A 15158-nucleotide genomic window follows, 5' to 3' on the forward strand; every position below is an offset into this window, starting at 1 on the left:
GGTGAGCAATGCTCACCTTTTTTGATCCCTGCGCGATTAGAACGCGTAGTTGAAGTTCATGCCGTACAGCCAGGCTTTCCCTTCGGAAGAGAATTCATACGGGCCTTCCTGGAAGGTCACTTTCTGACCGTGCATATAAGAGACGCCCGCATCAATTGAGGCATCTTTGTTGAATGCATAGGTCGCACCGGCACTCAGCCAGAAGCGGTCCTGATCCGGAATAGAGATGGAGCGTTTATCTGCCGGAACCGGGCTGTCATCGAATGCAATACCGGTACGGAACGTCCAGTTGTCATCCATGTAGTAGGTGGTCCCCAGCGCGATGCGGTAAGCGTCACGGAAGCTTTCATCTTTATAGAAGAGGGTGTCGCCGTTGCTGTTTGTCGCTTTGAGCTCCTGGAACTGGCTCCAGCTGGTGTAGGTCAGGCTATAGTGAACGGCCCACTGCGGCGCCACTTTGTTATAACCGGACAATTCCCACATCTCAGGCAGGTGAAGGCTCAGAGAACCGCCGGTTGTGCGGCCGTCGGTGCCCATCGGCAGGCCGAAGCTTCCGAGGATCTGGTTATACGCTGAAGGCAGGCTGCTCTTATAATCGCCGTCAAAGTCGATTTTCACTTCAGAACGATAGGTCAAGCCGTAGCGGTTGTTCTTATCAATTTCATAAAGAATACCTGCGTTCCAGCCGAAGCCCCACTCGTCACCCTTCAGATAAGCGATCTGGGTATTGGCAGGGATGCCTGCAACCTGCTGCGCCAGGCCAGGAACTGCCGGCAGTGCGCCTGAACCCGCAACGATCTGGCCCAGGTCGCCCGCGTAGCGTTCAATCTTCGCTTTTGCGTAAACGGCATCAAAGCCAAGGCCGAAGCTCCAGTGGTTATTCAGACGATAAGCGCCGCTCAGGTTCAGGTTCAGCGTTTCGAGATCGGTGGTGCCGCCGTAAGCGCCGGCAGCGTAGCTGTTGCTAAACTCCGTGGCCAGACCATAGTTAGAGGTCACGGATGCCCCCCAACCAAACTGGTCGTTGATTGGCGCAACGAAGTGCAGGTTAGGAACCCATGCCGTTGGCGCAATGTTATCCGAATTCAGGCTGGCACCGGTAGGTGAACGGCCGGTGATATCAACACCCGGGTCCACAAAAATCGCACCCGCGGAGAACGTTGGGCGATCGAACATCATGATCAGCGCAGGGTTACGGCTTGCGTTGCCTGCGTCATCGGCAATTGCGCCTTCCCCGGAATATGCACGGCCAAGGCCAGAGGAAGAAAATTCGTTTAACTGGAAGCCCGCTGACCAGGCGGACGTTGAGACGATTGCCACTGCGACTGCCAGCGCAGTCTTTTTGAACAGGGTTTTCTGGCTCATGACCATAACCTCATTGAGTTATTTTTATTCAATAATTGTTACATACCGTAACAGGAGCGCGAAGTGTAGGGTCTGAGGTATCACATACAAATCAGACCAGTGGCGAGAGTATAGGTCTGACCAGCTGGAATGTTGCAAGTATGTTTATTAATATTTTCAAACATGTTTCTTGAAACGGGATCTGGTTGGCAAAATTGTGACAATAGCGATTCATCCGAAAGGGTGAATTTTGTTTTAGATCATTTTTTAGTGTGATATTGGTCACTTATCCCCGTTTACGTCATTAACGGCTGGAGAGAGCCTGCGCCGGGGCGTAAAATATCAGCATCGTGTTTATCTCGCGCGCAGCGCGAATACAGAGGAAATTGAGCTATGAGTAAATGCAGTGCTGATGAAACCCCGGTTTGCTGCTGTATGGATGTTGGCACCATCATGGACAACACCGATTGCACCGCCTCTTACAGCCGTGTGTTCACGAACCGCGCCGAAGCGGAAGAGACGCTGAGTGCGCTGAGCAAGCGTGCGCGTGACGTTGAGTCCGATCCGTGCGAAATCAAATCCACCTTCACGGAAGTGGAAGGCGGCGTGAAGCTGGATATCGACTTTGTGTTTGCCTGTGAAGCAGAAACGCTGATTTTCCAGCTGGGCCTGCGTTAATCCCAGCGGTCTGGTGCCCTCACCCCAACCCTCTTCCACGGGAGAGGGTGCAAACATCAAAAAACGGTAACCTCAGGGTTACCGTTTTGCTTTTAACTCGGGGCATTTTCTTTTTCTTCTCTGTGTTTTAGCTCGCATTTTTATGCTTCCCTGATTGGCTGAATGTAAAAAAATGGTTAAGACTGTTATCAGGTCAGACCACTTTATATTCATGTAAAATTTTTCACAGGGGAAGGTTATGAGTCAGGCATTACCGCTAATCACCCGACAAGGTGACCGCATTGCCATTGTCAGCGGACTGCGTACGCCGTTTGCACGTCAGGCGACGGCGTTCCACGGTATACCGGCCGTCGATCTGGGGAAAATGGTTGTGGGGGAAATGCTGGCTCGCAGCGAAATTCCGCCTGAAGTCATTGAGCAACTGGTCTTCGGCCAGGTCGTCCAGATGCCGGAGGCCCCCAACATTGCGCGTGAAATCGTATTGGGCACGGGAATGAGCGTGCACACCGATGCCTACAGCGTTAGCCGCGCGTGCGCGACCAGTTTCCAGGCGGTGGCGAACGTGGCGGAAAGCCTGATGGCGGGCACTATCCGCGCCGGAATTGCCGGCGGCGCTGATTCCTCCTCCGTGCTGCCGATTGGGGTAAGCAAAAAGCTGGCGCGTATCTTGGTGGACGCCAACAAGGCCCGCACCACCGGCCAAAAACTTAAACTCTTCTCGCGGCTGCGCCTGCGCGATCTCATGCCCGTTCCCCCCGCCGTGGCTGAATATTCCACCGGGCTGCGCATGGGCGATACCGCCGAGCAGATGGCAAAAACCTACGGCATCACCCGCGAACAGCAGGACGCCCTGGCGCATCGCTCGCATCAGCTCGCCGCTAAGGCCTGGTCGGAAGGCAAGCTGGCCGACGAGGTCATGACCGCCTACGTTCCCCCTTACCGCGAACCGCTTGCGGAAGATAACAATATTCGCGGCACCTCGACGCTGGCGGATTACGCAAAGCTGCGCCCGGCGTTTGACCGCAGGCACGGTACCGTCACGGCGGCTAACAGTACTCCTCTGACGGACGGAGCCGCCGCCGTGATCCTGATGACGGAATCCCGTGCCAGAGAGTTGGGCATCAAACCGCTGGGCTATCTGCGCAGCTATGCGTTCACGGCGATCGACGTCCACCAGGACATGCTGTTAGGGCCCGCCTGGTCCACACCGCTGGCGCTGGATCGCGCGGGGATTACGCTCGCAGACTTAACCCTGATCGATATGCATGAAGCCTTCGCCGCGCAAACCCTGGCGAACGTGCAGCTGCTGGCCAGCGAGCGCTTTGCCCGGGATGTTCTTGGCCGCGCTCATGCCACCGGGGAAGTGGACCAAAGCAAGTTTAACGTGCTCGGCGGCTCTATCGCCTACGGCCATCCGTTTGCGGCAACGGGCGCGCGTATGATTACCCAAACGTTACGTGAACTGCGCCGCCGTGGCGGCGGGTTTGGTCTGGTCACCGCCTGTGCGGCGGGCGGTCTGGGCGCGGCGATGGTACTGGAGGCGGAATAATGGACATGATTTCAGCATTTAATCTGACGGTTCGCCTCGATAACGTCGCCGTTATCACCATTGACGTGCCTGATGAAAAGATGAATACCCTGAAGGCGGAGTTTGGCGTTCAGGTACGCGCGATGTTAAAGCAGATCCGCGAGAACAAAGCGGTTCGCGGCCTGGTATTTATTTCGGCCAAGCCGGACAACTTTATTGCCGGGGCGGATATCAATATGATCGCCCGCGCGCAAAGCGCGCAGGAAGCCGAAGATCTGGCGCGTCAGGGGCAGCAGGTGATGGCCGAGATCCATGCGCTGTCGATCCCGGTTGTCGCCGCCATTCACGGTGCCTGTCTGGGCGGCGGCTTAGAGCTGGCGCTGGCATGCCATAGCCGCATCTGTACCGATGATGCGAAAACCGTGCTGGGTCTGCCTGAGGTGCAGTTAGGCCTCCTCCCGGGCTCCGGTGGCACGCAGCGCCTTCCGCGCCTGGTGGGCGTGAGCACGGCGCTGGAGATGATTTTAACCGGTAAGCAGCTGCGCGCGCGCCAGGCGCTGAAGGTCGGGCTGGTTGATGAAGTTGTCCCGCATTCAATACTGCTTGAGGCTGCGGTTGAACGCGCGCTGAAGGGCCGTCAGGCAAGTCGTCCTCTCCCGGTGCGCGAGCGCGTTCTGGCAGGGCCGCTGGGGCGCACCCTGTTGTTCAGCATGGCAGGTAAAAAGACCGAACAAAAAACCAAAGGTAACTATCCGGCGGCGAAGCGGATCCTTGACGTCATCGAGATCGGGCTGTCGCAGGGCAGCAGCAGCGGCTACGCCGCAGAGGCAAAAGCCTTTGGCGAGCTGGCAATGACGCCGCAGTCTCAGGCGCTGCGAAGCATCTTCTTTGCCAGTACCGAGGTGAAGAAAGATCCGGGAAGCGAGGCCGAACCCGCGCCGCTGCATGCTGTTGGCGTACTGGGCGGCGGGCTGATGGGCGGCGGTATTGCCTTTGTGACCGCCAGCAAAGGCAATTTGCCCGTACGTATCAAAGACATTAATCCTAAGGGAATCAACCACGCGCTGCAGTACAGCTGGCAAAACCTTGATCGGAAGGTGAAGCGCCGCCATATCAAAGCCAGCGAGCGCGACAGGACGCTGGCCGCGATCACCGGCACGACCGACTACAGCGGTTTTACCCATCGCGATGTGGTGATTGAAGCCGTATTTGAAGATCTGGCGCTCAAGCAGCAGATGGTGGCCGACGTTGAAGAGCATTGCGCGCCGCACACCATTTTTGCCTCGAATACGTCGTCATTACCGATTGGCGATATCGCGGCGAAAGCCGCACGGCCAGAACGGGTAATTGGCCTGCATTACTTTAGCCCGGTAGAAAAAATGCCGCTGGTAGAGGTTATTCCTCACGCTTCGACCAGCCCGCAAACCGTGGCTACCGTAGTAAAGCTGGCGAAAAAACAGGGCAAAACACCCATCGTGGTGGCGGACAAAGCCGGCTTCTACGTCAACCGTATTTTGGCCCCGTATATCAATGAAGCCCTGCGGCTGCTGACGGAAGGCGAGAAGATTGAACACGTCGATGAGGCGTTGGTAAAGTTTGGCTTCCCTGTTGGTCCAATCCAACTTTTGGATGAGGTAGGAATAGATACCGGCACTAAAATTATACCTGTGCTGGAAGCGGCTTATGGCGATCGTTTCAGCCCGCCTGCAAACATTGTTTCTGCAATTTTGAAGGACGATCGCAAAGGCAGAAAAAATGAACGCGGTTTCTATCTTTACTCTGCAAAAGGGCGTAAAAGCAAGAGACAGGTCGACCCTTCGGTTTATGGGCTTATTTCCGTTACCGGACAGGCAAAACTCTCAGCGGTACAGTGTGCTGAGCGCTGCGTCATGATGATGCTTAACGAGGCGGCTCGCTGCTTCGGTGAGCAGGCGATCAAAAACGCGCGGGATGGCGACATCGGTGCTGTTTTTGGTATAGGTTTCCCGCCGTTTCTTGGCGGCCCGTTCCGTTACATGGACACTCTCGGAGCGAGTGAAGTGGTTGCGATCCTGCAACGTCTGGCCACGCAGTATGGTTCGCGCTTTACGCCTTGTGACGAATTATTGCAGAGGGCGGAGCGGGGCCAGACATTTTGGCCAGCAAGGGAAACTGTCCTTGTAAGCTGAGGTCAAAGAAGGGTAAATCCCGAGGTGAATGAACCTGTATTGGCGATTTTGTAAACAGAGATTGACTATACTTACGCCATTGAGGTAAAAAACAGCGTTTCATTCACCGAATGGATCAGGCACAATGCCCGGCCATCGGGTTTTCTACCTTGAAGATGTTTATCGCGGGTAGTCAACGCCGGTGATTCTGGTTAACAAAAGCGGTGCAATATGCAAGTTTTTATCATGCGTCACGGCGACGCGGCACTCGATGCCGCCAGTGACTCAGTACGTCCTTTGACCGTCTGTGGCTGTGACGAATCCCGTCAGATGGCTACCTGGCTTAAAGGTCAAAAAGTGGACATTGAACGCGTTCTGGTGAGTCCTTTCCTGCGTGCAGAACAGACGCTGGATGTGGTAGGGGAGTGTATGAACCTGCCATCCGGTGTGGATGTTCTCCCTGAACTCACGCCGTGTGGTGATGTCGGTCTTGTGAGTGCCTACCTGCAGGCGCTGTGCAATGAAGGTGTCGCTTCCGCACTGGTCATTTCCCACCTGCCGCTGGTCGGCTATCTGGTATCTGAGCTCTGCCCTGGCGAAACGCCGCCGATGTTCACGACTTCCGCCATTGCCAACGTCACCCTCGACGAAACGGGCAAAGGGGTCTTTAACTGGCAAATGAGTCCGTGCAATCTAAAGATGGCTAAAGCTATCTGACGTGACGTGCGATAAGGCGGGGTGCAGCGTGCTTCCCGCCTTCCTGTCAGGGCAGCTCCGGTGGTTGCCACTCCTCAACTTCAATCAACACCAGCAATGCGGCATCTCCGCCGTACTCCTTGGGTGCCTGATGAAACGCCATCACGTGTGGATGCTGAGCCAGCCACAGCGGCGTTTGTTGCTTGAGAATATGCTTACCGTGGCCGTGCATCACGCAGGCGCAAAACACATGCTCGCGGCGGCAGGCGGCTATCAACGCACCCAGCTCCTGCTTCGCCTGCATCTGGGTTAACCCGTGCAAATCGAGAAACAGCTCCGGCGAGTAATCGCCGCGGCGTAATTTTTTCAGTTCAAAGTGGCTGACGTCTTCGCGCACGTACTTCACGGCTCCCTGCGTGTTAAGCAGCGGCTGAAATTCATCTGAAAAATAGTGGCTGTTGTCCGCCTGTTCTTGCAGAAGCCGTTTGACCGGTACTTCAGTGATTTTTTTGCGCTGGGGACGGTGGACGATGGTGTCCTGCCTGATTTGACGCGTCCCGGTCATAAGCTGTCGGAAGAGCGTCTGATCCTCCTCGCTGAGCGATGTTTTCTTTTTCATTCTTCTGTCTCATCTCTTATTTCCCCCAGTGTACCTGACTAAACGCATTTTTTAACCTCAAGCGGCACGCGTCATTGCTGATTTATCGCCGTCTTCATGGCAAACTAGCCGCCGAAAATTATGCGAGCGTGCCCTGGAGGAAAGAGTGGATAAAATTTTTGTCGATGAAGCAGTAAACGAGCTGCATACCATACAGGACATGTTGCGCTGGTCGGTTAGCCGCTTCAGCGCCGCCAATATCTGGTACGGCCACGGCACCGATAACCCGTGGGATGAGGCCGTTCAGCTGGTGCTGCCGTCCCTCTACCTGCCGCTGGATATTCCGGAAGACATGCGTACCGCGCGCCTGACCTCCAGCGAGAAGCACCGCATCGTTGAGCGCGTGATCCGCCGCGTGAACGAGCGTATCCCGGTAGCCTACCTGACCAATAAAGCCTGGTTCTGCGGCCACGAGTTCTATGTTGATGAACGCGTGCTGGTGCCGCGCTCGCCGATTGGTGAGCTGATCAACAGCCAGTTCGACGGAATCATTAACCGTCAGCCTCAGCACATCCTTGATATGTGCACCGGCAGCGGCTGCATCGCGATTGCCTGCGCCTATGCCTTCCCGGAGGCCGAAGTGGACGCGGTGGATATCTCCACCGACGCGCTGGCCGTCACCGAACACAATATTGAAGAGCACGGGCTGATCCATCACGTCACGCCAATCCGCTCGGATCTGTTCCGCGACCTGCCAATGCTGCAGTACGATCTGATCGTGACTAACCCGCCGTACGTCGATGCGGAAGACATGTCCGATCTGCCAAACGAGTATCGCCACGAGCCGGAACTGGGCCTGGCGTCGGGTTCCGACGGTCTGAAACTGACCCGCCGTATTCTGGCCTGCGCGCCGGATTACCTGGCCGACGACGGCGTTCTGATTTGTGAAGTGGGCAACAGCATGGTACATCTGATAGAGCAGTACCCGGACGTGCCGTTCACCTGGCTTGAGTTTGACAACGGCGGTGACGGCGTCTTTATGCTGACCAAAGCGCAGCTTCTCGACGCGCGCGAATACTTCAGCATCTACAAAGATTAATCCAGCGGGCTTCGGCCCGTTTCACAACGCTCAAACACAAACAACAACATCGGAGCCGTGATGGCAGGAAACAGTATTGGACAATTATTCCGCGTGACCACCTTCGGGGAGTCGCACGGGCTGGCGCTGGGATGTATCGTTGATGGTGTACCGCCAGGCATCGAACTGACCGAAGCTGATTTACAGCACGACCTTGACCGTCGTCGCCCGGGTACCTCTCGCTACACCACGCAGCGTCGCGAGCCGGACCAGGTCAAAATTCTTTCCGGCGTCTTTGAAGGCCGCACCACCGGAACCAGCATTGGCCTGCTGATTGAAAACACCGATCAGCGTTCCCAGGACTACGGCGCCATTAAAGACGTCTTCCGTCCCGGCCATGCCGACTACACCTACGAGCAAAAGTACGGCTTCCGCGACTATCGCGGCGGCGGGCGTTCGTCCGCGCGTGAAACCGCGATGCGCGTGGCGGCAGGGGCGATTGCCAAGAAATACCTGCAGCAGAAATTTGGCATCGTTATCCGCGGCTGCCTGACCCAAATGGGCGATATTCCGCTGGCGATCAAAGACTGGGATCTGGTGGAGCAAAACCCGTTCTTCTGCGCTGACGCCGACAAAATTGTCGCGCTGGATGAACTGATGCGCGGTCTGAAAAAAGAGGGCGACTCTATCGGGGCCAAAGTGACCGTGGTGGCTGACGGCGTACCGCCTGGCTGGGGCGAGCCGGTATTCGACCGTCTCGATGCAGACATCGCCCACGCGCTGATGAGCATCAACGCGGTGAAGGGCGTGGAGATTGGCGACGGTTTTGACGTGGTTCAGCTTCGCGGCAGCCAGAACCGTGACGAAATTACTGCACAGGGTTTCCAGAGCAATCACGCGGGCGGCATTCTCGGCGGTATCAGCAGCGGGCAGCAGATTATTGCCAATATTGCGCTGAAGCCGACCTCCAGCATTACCGTGCCGGGCCACACGATCAACCGCTCTGGCGACGAAGTTGAGATGATCACCAAAGGACGTCACGATCCGTGCGTGGGGATCCGCGCGGTGCCGATCGCCGAGGCGATGCTGGCGATCGTGCTGATGGATCACTTCCTGCGCCAGCGCGCGCAGAATGCGGATGTGACGACCACCATTCCACGCTGGTAAACATGAAAAAAACCGCAATTGCTCTGCTGGCGCTGCTCGCCAGTGGAGCCAGCCTGGCCGCCACGCCGTGGCAGAAAATCACCCATCCTGTGGCGGGAAGCGCGCAGTCCATCGGCGCGTTCTCGAACGGCTGTATCGTGGGCGCGCAAGCGCTTCCGCTGCAGTCGGATACCTATCAGGTGATGCGCACCGACCAGCGCCGCTACTTCGGCCACCCTGACCTGGTGCTGTTTATTCAGCGCCTTGGGAATCAGGTGCATAACCTGGGGCTGGGCACGATGCTGATTGGCGACATGGGCATGCCTGCCGGCGGCCGCTTCAACGGCGGACACGCCAGCCACCAGTCAGGACTGGATGTAGATATCTTCCTGCAGCTGCCGAAAGCGCGCTGGAGTTCAGCACAGCTGCTGAAACCGCAGGCGCTGGATCTGGTGGCGCGCGACGGTAAAAACGTGGTGCCGTCGCTCTGGACGCGTGATGTCTCCAGCATGATCAAGCTGGCGGCGGAAGATAACGACGTCACGCGGATTTTCGTGAACCCGGCAATTAAGCAACAGCTCTGCCTGGATGCGGGAACCGATCGCGACTGGCTGCGCAAAGTGCGCCCGTGGTTCCAGCATCGTGCGCACATGCACGTTCGTCTGCGCTGCCCGGCCAATAGCCTCGAGTGCGAAGATCAGCCGCTACCGCCGCCAGGCGATGGCTGTGGCGCAGAACTGCAAAGCTGGTTTGAACCGGCTAAGCCCGGAACCTCAAAGCCTGAGAAGAAGACACCGCCTCCGCTGCCGCCTTCCTGCCAGGCGCTACTGGATGAGCATGTACTTTAATGGATAATTTCGTCGATCTGTTTATGGTGTCGCCGTGGATGCTGGCGGCACTGTTTTTTGTTGCGATGTTTGCCGGGTTTATCGATGCGCTGGCGGGTGGGGGCGGTTTACTGACCGTTCCGGCACTGCTGGCGGTGGGGATGAGCCCTGCCCAGGCGCTCGCCACCAACAAACTTCAGGCCTGCGGCGGGTCGCTCTCCGCCTCGCTCTACTTTATCCGCCGTAAAGTGGTAAACCTTGCCGATCAGAAGCTGAATATTCTGATGACCTTTATCGGCTCGACCTCAGGTGCGCTGCTGGTTCAGCACGTGCAGTCTGATATTTTGCGTCAGATCCTGCCGATTCTGGTTATCTGCATTGGCCTCTACTTTTTGCTGATGCCAAAGCTCGGTGAAGAGGACCGCCAGCGTCGTCTGCTCGGCCTGCCGTTTGCGCTTATCGCGGGCGGCTGTGTGGGGTTCTACGATGGGTTCTTTGGCCCCGGCGCTGGCTCGTTCTACGCGTTAGCCTTCGTGACGCTGGCAGGCTTTAACCTCGCAAAATCAACCGCCCATGCAAAGGTACTCAACGCGACGTCTAACGTCGGCGGCCTGCTGCTGTTTATCATCGGTGGCAAGGTTATCTGGGCAACCGGTTTTGTAATGATGGCAGGACAGTTTTTAGGCGCGCGCGTGGGCTCGCGTCTGGTATTGAGCAAGGGGCAAACGCTGATCCGCCCGATGATTGTTGTCGTCTCGGCGGTGATGAGTGCCAAGCTACTTTATGACAGCCACGGACAGGAGATCCTCCACTGGTTGGGGATGAGCTAATGAACAGTACGCATAACTACGAACAGCTGATTGAGATCTTCGACGGCTGTTTTGCTGATGATTTTAATACCCGTCTGATTAAAGGCGACGACGAACCGATCTATCTTCCTGCTGATGCCGAGGTTCCGTATAACCGCATCGTGTTCGCGCACGGATTTTATGCCAGCGGGCTACACGAGATTTCGCACTGGTGCATTGCCGGAAAAGCACGCCGCGAGCAGGTGGACTTTGGTTACTGGTACTGCCCGGACGGGCGTAATGCCGCAACCCAGGGCCAGTTCGAGGACGTGGAGGTAAAACCCCAGGCGTTCGACTGGCTGTTCTGCGTGGCGGCGGGTTATCCGTTCAACGTGAGCTGTGACAACCTCGAAGGTGATTTCGAGCCAGACCGTATTGTCTTCCAGCGCCGCGTCCACGCGCAGGTGATGGAGTATCTTGAGAAGGGCATCCCGGAACGTCCGGCGCGCTTTATCAAGGCCTTACAGAATTATTACCACACGCCGGAGATCACGGCGGAATGCTTCCCGTGGCCGGAAGATATTTAACAGAGGAAAGAAGATGATCGCAGAATTTGAATCACGCATTCTGGCGTTAATTGATGACATGGTGGAACACGCCAGTGATGATGAGCTGTTCGCCAGCGGTTATCTGCGTGGTCACCTGACGCTCGCGGTAGCCGAGCTGGAAGCAGGTGACGATCACTCTGCCGACGCCGTTCACGCTGAAGTCACCCGCAGCCTGGAAAAAGCGATACTGGCCGGGGAACTCTCTCCGCGCGACCAGTCTCTGGTGCTGGGCATGTGGGACAATCTGTTCCAGCAGGCGAAAGCGAAGTAAGTGTTTCACCTCCCTCTCCCTGTGGGAGAGGGGCGGGGTGAGGGCAGCAGACCGCACCCTACTTAACGCTTTTCCCCTTCAGCAGTTTCCGTACCCACAATCGATTCGGGTTCAGCCCCGCCAGCGTGGTTCTGTCCAGCGGGATCGGCTCGTCGCTCATTTGCGCGGCTAACGCTTCAGCCAGCAGCGGCGCGGAGCACAAGCCTCGCGACCCTAACCCACCCAGCATATACAGTTCCGGATAAACCGGCGCGCTCGCTGCCGCATCCCGGTTTTCAGCAAGGCCCTTATAGGCCTCAAGCGTCGCCTCGTAGTCCGGCACGTTTCCCGCCATCGGCAAATGATCGCGCGTTGCACAGCGTACGCCGCAGCGTGCCTCACCCGCGCTGACGTCAACGGCCTGCGCCCAGTCAGCCTGTGGGAAGCAGTCAACCAGGCGCTGACGGTTTTGCTGCTGATCTTCCTCGCTGTAGCGCGTATCCGTTTCGCCGCGACGGTAGCTGGCCCCAATGCAGTGGTGCCCGTTAGACGGGTTTGGAGGAGTGAGATACCCGTCGTAACAGAGCACCTGACGCAGTTTCTCCAGCGCTGGCGCGGTTGGAATATGGCTTACCTGCCCGCCGACCGGATAAACCGGCAACTTTTCCGTCTGGGCGAACTGGCTGATGCTGTGCCCGTTGGCGAGCACAACGCTGGCGTGCTGCGCCTCGTTACCCTCGGCAAAACGCAGCGTCCAGCCGCCAGCCCTGCTGAGAGACTCAAGGTTATGGGCATAGTGAACCGACAGCCCGCGAGACTGCGCAAGGGCAATTGCCGCAGCCGTCAGTTCAGCAGGGCACAGCCAGCCGCCGAGCGGATAGTGAATACCGTCGCAGCCGGTGTCGACGCCAGCGGTGTCAGAAACCTGCCGTGCGGTGACCGCATGGGCGATCGCGTCAGGCAGGCCCAGGGAGAGCATCTGCGCAATTTTCTGCCGGCTTTTTTCATCCCAGCCGAGCTGCGTCACGCCGCACCAGTCATGGTCAAAATCGACAGGCAGCATGTCATACAGGCGGCGGGCGAAGGTGAACGCGGCCGGGAAAAACTGGAACAGCGCGGGGTCATGCGCGCTCAGCAGGGGGTAGAGTGCACCCTGACGATTGCCCGATGCGCCCGTAGCCGGTGCGTCATCGGCGCAGTAGAGCGTCACCTGCCAGCCGCGATGCAGAAGCGCGAGCGAGAGCAGGGCGCTGGCAATTCCACCGCCGATGATGGCAACTTCACGAGAGCCGCTGGCGCGGCGGGCATACCAGGGCGCACGAGCGGGGATAGTCAGCTCCTGCTCCATCACCCCGACCAGCATGTCGCGCTTGCGGCCAAAACCTTTGGTCTTTTTCATGGTGAAACCTGCCTCCTGCAGCCCGCGGCGGACAAAGCCTGCAGAGGTGAAGGTGGCGAGCGTTGCCCCAGGGCGTGCCAGGCGCGCCATCGCGGCAAAGAGATGCGGGCTCCACATGTCCGGGTTTTTGGCAGGCGCAAAACCGTCGAGGAACCAGGCGTCAACCTTCTGGTTCATCGCGTCGTCGAGTTTATCGGTCAGTTCGTTAATATCGCCCAGCCACAGGTCCAGCGTTACGCGCCCGCCGTTCAGCAGCAGACGATGGCAGCCGCCAATGGCCGGTGGCCACTGCGCCTGGAGCTGTTCTGCCCAGGGGGCAAGTTCAGGCCAGTGCTGATGGGCAAGCCGCAGGTCGTGGGCGGTGAGCGGATATTTTTCAAAACTGACGAAATGTAATCTTTGGAGCGTAGCCTCTTGGTGGGCAGCGTGAAACTGGTCAAACGCCTGCCAGAGGGTCAAAAAGTTTAGCCCGGTGCCAAACCCGCTTTCCGCCACCACAAAAAGGCTGCGCGGATGAGTAGGAAAGCGGGTGCTGAGATCGTTTCCGTCGAGGAAAACATAACGGGTTTCTTCCAGTCCGTTATCATTAGAAAAATAGACGTCATCAAAATCTCGGGAAACAGGTGTACCCTCAGCGTTGAATTCAAGGTTGGCGGGTTGTATAGCGTTTTGTTTCACGTAAGTTACTCGTCTGACAGGCAGTGGCACGATCTTAGCGATGTGAGTCCAATGGTGCAAATTTCCTCAGAAATTGGCTGATCGGACTTGTTCGGCGTACAAGTGTACGCTATTGTGCGATTCGAAACTTTTTATAGTGCGACTTACAGAGGTATTGAATGAAACGTGCAGTGATTACTGGCCTGGGCATCGTTTCCAGCATCGGTAATAACCAGCAGGAAGTCCTGGCATCTCTGCGTGAAGGACGCTCCGGGATCACTTTCTCTGAAGAGTTTAAAGATTCTGGCATGCGTAGCCACGTATGGGGTAACGTCAAACTGGACACCACCGGTTTGATCGACCGTAAAGTGGTTCGTTTCATGAACGATGCCTCTATCTATGCCTACCTCTCCATGCAGGAAGCTATCGCTGATGCTGGCCTGAGTGAAGAAGTTTATCAGAACAACCCGCGCGTGGGCCTGATTGCCGGTTCCGGCGGTTCGTCTAAAGCGCAGGTATTCGGTGCTGATGCAATGCGCAGCCCGCGTGGCCTGAAAGCGGTTGGTCCGTACGTAGTGACCAAAGCCATGGGCTCAGCGGTTTCCGCTTGCCTGGCGACCCCGTTCAAAATTCACGGCGTGAACTACTCCATCAGCTCTGCATGTGCGACTTCCGCACACTGTATCGGTAACGCGGTAGAGCAAATCCAGCTGGGCAAACAGGACATCGTGTTTGCTGGCGGCGGCGAAGAGCTGGGCTGGGAAATGGCCTGTGAGTTCGACGCGATGGGCGCACTCTCCACCAAATATAACGAAACGCCAGAAAAAGCGTCCCGTACCTATGATGCACATCGCGACGGTTTCGTTATCGCGGGCGGCGGCGGTATGGTTGTCGTTGAAGAGCTGGAACACGCTCTGGCACGTGGTGCACACATCTACGCTGAAATTGTTGGCTACGGCGCAACGTCCGACGGCGCTGACATGGTTGCTCCATCCGGCGAAGGCGCTGTGCGCTGCATGAAGATGGCGATGCACGGCGTTGATACGCCAATCGACTACCTGAACTCCCACGGCACCTCCACTCCGGTAGGCGACGTGAAAGAGCTGGGTGCGATCCGCGAAGTGTTCGCTGATAAGAGCCCGGCCATCTCCGCGACCAAAGCGATGACAGGTCACTCTCTGGGTGCCGCTGGCGTGCAGGAAGCGATCTACTCTCTGCTGATGCTGGAACACGGCTTCATCGCGCCAAGCATCAACGTGGAAGCGCTGGACGAGCAGGCTGCCGGCCTGAACATCGTGACCAAACCAACAGAGGCGACGCTGAACACCGTAATGTCTAACAGCTTCGGTTTCGGCGGAACGAACGCCACGCTGGTCATGCGTAAGCTGAAAGCATAAGCGTTTGAATGTATAGT

The 15158-nt window shown here is 57.2% G+C and carries 14 protein-coding genes; 11 read left to right on the forward strand and 3 right to left on the reverse strand.

What is annotated here, in order from left to right:
- Positions 1-36: 36 nt before the first annotated feature.
- Positions 37-1371, reverse strand: coding sequence for a long-chain fatty acid transporter FadL (gene fadL, locus D5067_RS06945; RefSeq protein ID WP_119937137.1), 1335 nt, complete (start codon positions 1369-1371; stop codon positions 37-39).
- Positions 1372-1737: 366 nt separating this feature from the next.
- Here fadL and D5067_RS06950 point away from each other — a divergent pair, with 366 nt between their 5' ends.
- The 4 genes from D5067_RS06950 to sixA all read left to right on the forward strand — a co-directional run bounded on the left by D5067_RS06950 (position 1738) and on the right by sixA (position 6414).
- Entirely contained in the window at positions 1738-2022 is a 285-nt protein-coding gene (locus tag D5067_RS06950; protein ID WP_119937136.1) for a YfcZ/YiiS family protein, read from the forward strand.
- Positions 2023-2260: 238 nt separating this feature from the next.
- Positions 2261-3571 carry an acetyl-CoA C-acyltransferase FadI gene (fadI, locus tag D5067_RS06955; protein WP_119937135.1) on the forward strand — a complete coding sequence of 437 codons (1311 nt, stop codon included), beginning with the start codon at positions 2261-2263 and terminating at the stop codon, positions 3569-3571.
- The gene (gene fadJ / locus D5067_RS06960) at positions 3571-5718 is read left to right on the forward strand and encodes a fatty acid oxidation complex subunit alpha FadJ (RefSeq protein ID WP_119937134.1); all 2148 of its coding nucleotides are present in this window, start codon (positions 3571-3573) and stop codon (positions 5716-5718) included. The genes fadI and fadJ overlap by 1 nt, the downstream gene beginning before the upstream one ends.
- A 210-nt stretch (positions 5719-5928) precedes the next feature.
- Positions 5929-6414 (forward strand): phosphohistidine phosphatase SixA, encoded by a 486-nt coding sequence (gene sixA, locus D5067_RS06965; protein WP_119937133.1) that lies wholly within the window; start codon positions 5929-5931, stop codon positions 6412-6414.
- A 46-nt stretch (positions 6415-6460) separates the two neighbouring features.
- Here sixA and smrB read toward each other — a convergent pair whose 3' ends face one another.
- Positions 6461-7012, reverse strand: coding sequence for an endonuclease SmrB (gene smrB, locus D5067_RS06970; RefSeq protein ID WP_119937132.1), 552 nt, complete (start codon positions 7010-7012; stop codon positions 6461-6463).
- A 145-nt stretch (positions 7013-7157) separates the two neighbouring features.
- On the opposite strand from smrB, the gene prmB reads away from it, so the two are divergent.
- From prmB to D5067_RS07000, 6 genes are read left to right on the forward strand one after another with little or no spacing between them, the layout of a single operon-like run.
- Complete coding sequence (gene prmB, locus D5067_RS06975) at positions 7158-8090, forward strand: 50S ribosomal protein L3 N(5)-glutamine methyltransferase (RefSeq protein ID WP_119937131.1); 933 nt, start codon at positions 7158-7160, stop codon at positions 8088-8090.
- A 60-nt stretch (positions 8091-8150) separates the two neighbouring features.
- Positions 8151-9236, forward strand: a complete 1086-nt coding sequence (aroC, locus tag D5067_RS06980; protein WP_119937130.1) for a chorismate synthase — start codon at positions 8151-8153, stop codon at positions 9234-9236.
- Between the two features lie 2 nt (positions 9237-9238).
- Positions 9239-10063 carry a penicillin-insensitive murein endopeptidase gene (gene mepA / locus D5067_RS06985; RefSeq protein ID WP_119937129.1) on the forward strand — a complete coding sequence of 275 codons (825 nt, stop codon included), beginning with the start codon at positions 9239-9241 and terminating at the stop codon, positions 10061-10063.
- On the forward strand, positions 10063-10872 hold the full coding sequence (locus D5067_RS06990; protein ID WP_119937128.1) for a sulfite exporter TauE/SafE family protein: 810 nt from the start codon (positions 10063-10065) through the stop codon (positions 10870-10872). Before mepA ends, D5067_RS06990 begins: the two co-directional genes overlap by 1 nt.
- Positions 10872-11417: an elongation factor P hydroxylase gene (locus D5067_RS06995; RefSeq protein WP_119937127.1), complete on the forward strand. Its 546-nt coding sequence runs from the start codon at positions 10872-10874 to the stop codon at positions 11415-11417. The genes D5067_RS06990 and D5067_RS06995 overlap by 1 nt, the downstream gene beginning before the upstream one ends.
- Positions 11418-11430: 13 nt before the next feature.
- A complete protein-coding gene (locus tag D5067_RS07000) occupies positions 11431-11709 on the forward strand; it encodes a YfcL family protein (RefSeq protein ID WP_024908938.1) in 279 nt (92 codons plus the stop codon).
- 58 nt (positions 11710-11767) lie between these two features.
- On the opposite strand, the gene mnmC is transcribed toward D5067_RS07000, so the two are convergent.
- Positions 11768-13765 (reverse strand): bifunctional tRNA (5-methylaminomethyl-2-thiouridine)(34)-methyltransferase MnmC2/FAD-dependent 5-carboxymethylaminomethyl-2-thiouridine(34) oxidoreductase MnmC1, encoded by a 1998-nt coding sequence (gene mnmC, locus D5067_RS07005; protein WP_162497940.1) that lies wholly within the window; start codon positions 13763-13765, stop codon positions 11768-11770.
- Between the two features lie 158 nt (positions 13766-13923).
- On the opposite strand from mnmC, the gene fabB reads away from it, so the two are divergent.
- Entirely contained in the window at positions 13924-15141 is a 1218-nt protein-coding gene (gene fabB / locus D5067_RS07010) for a beta-ketoacyl-ACP synthase I (protein WP_119937125.1), read from the forward strand.
- The last annotated feature ends 17 nt before the right edge of the window (positions 15142-15158 follow it).

The organism is Enterobacter huaxiensis (genome assembly GCF_003594935.2).
Lineage (GTDB): Bacteria > Pseudomonadota > Gammaproteobacteria > Enterobacterales > Enterobacteriaceae > Enterobacter > Enterobacter huaxiensis.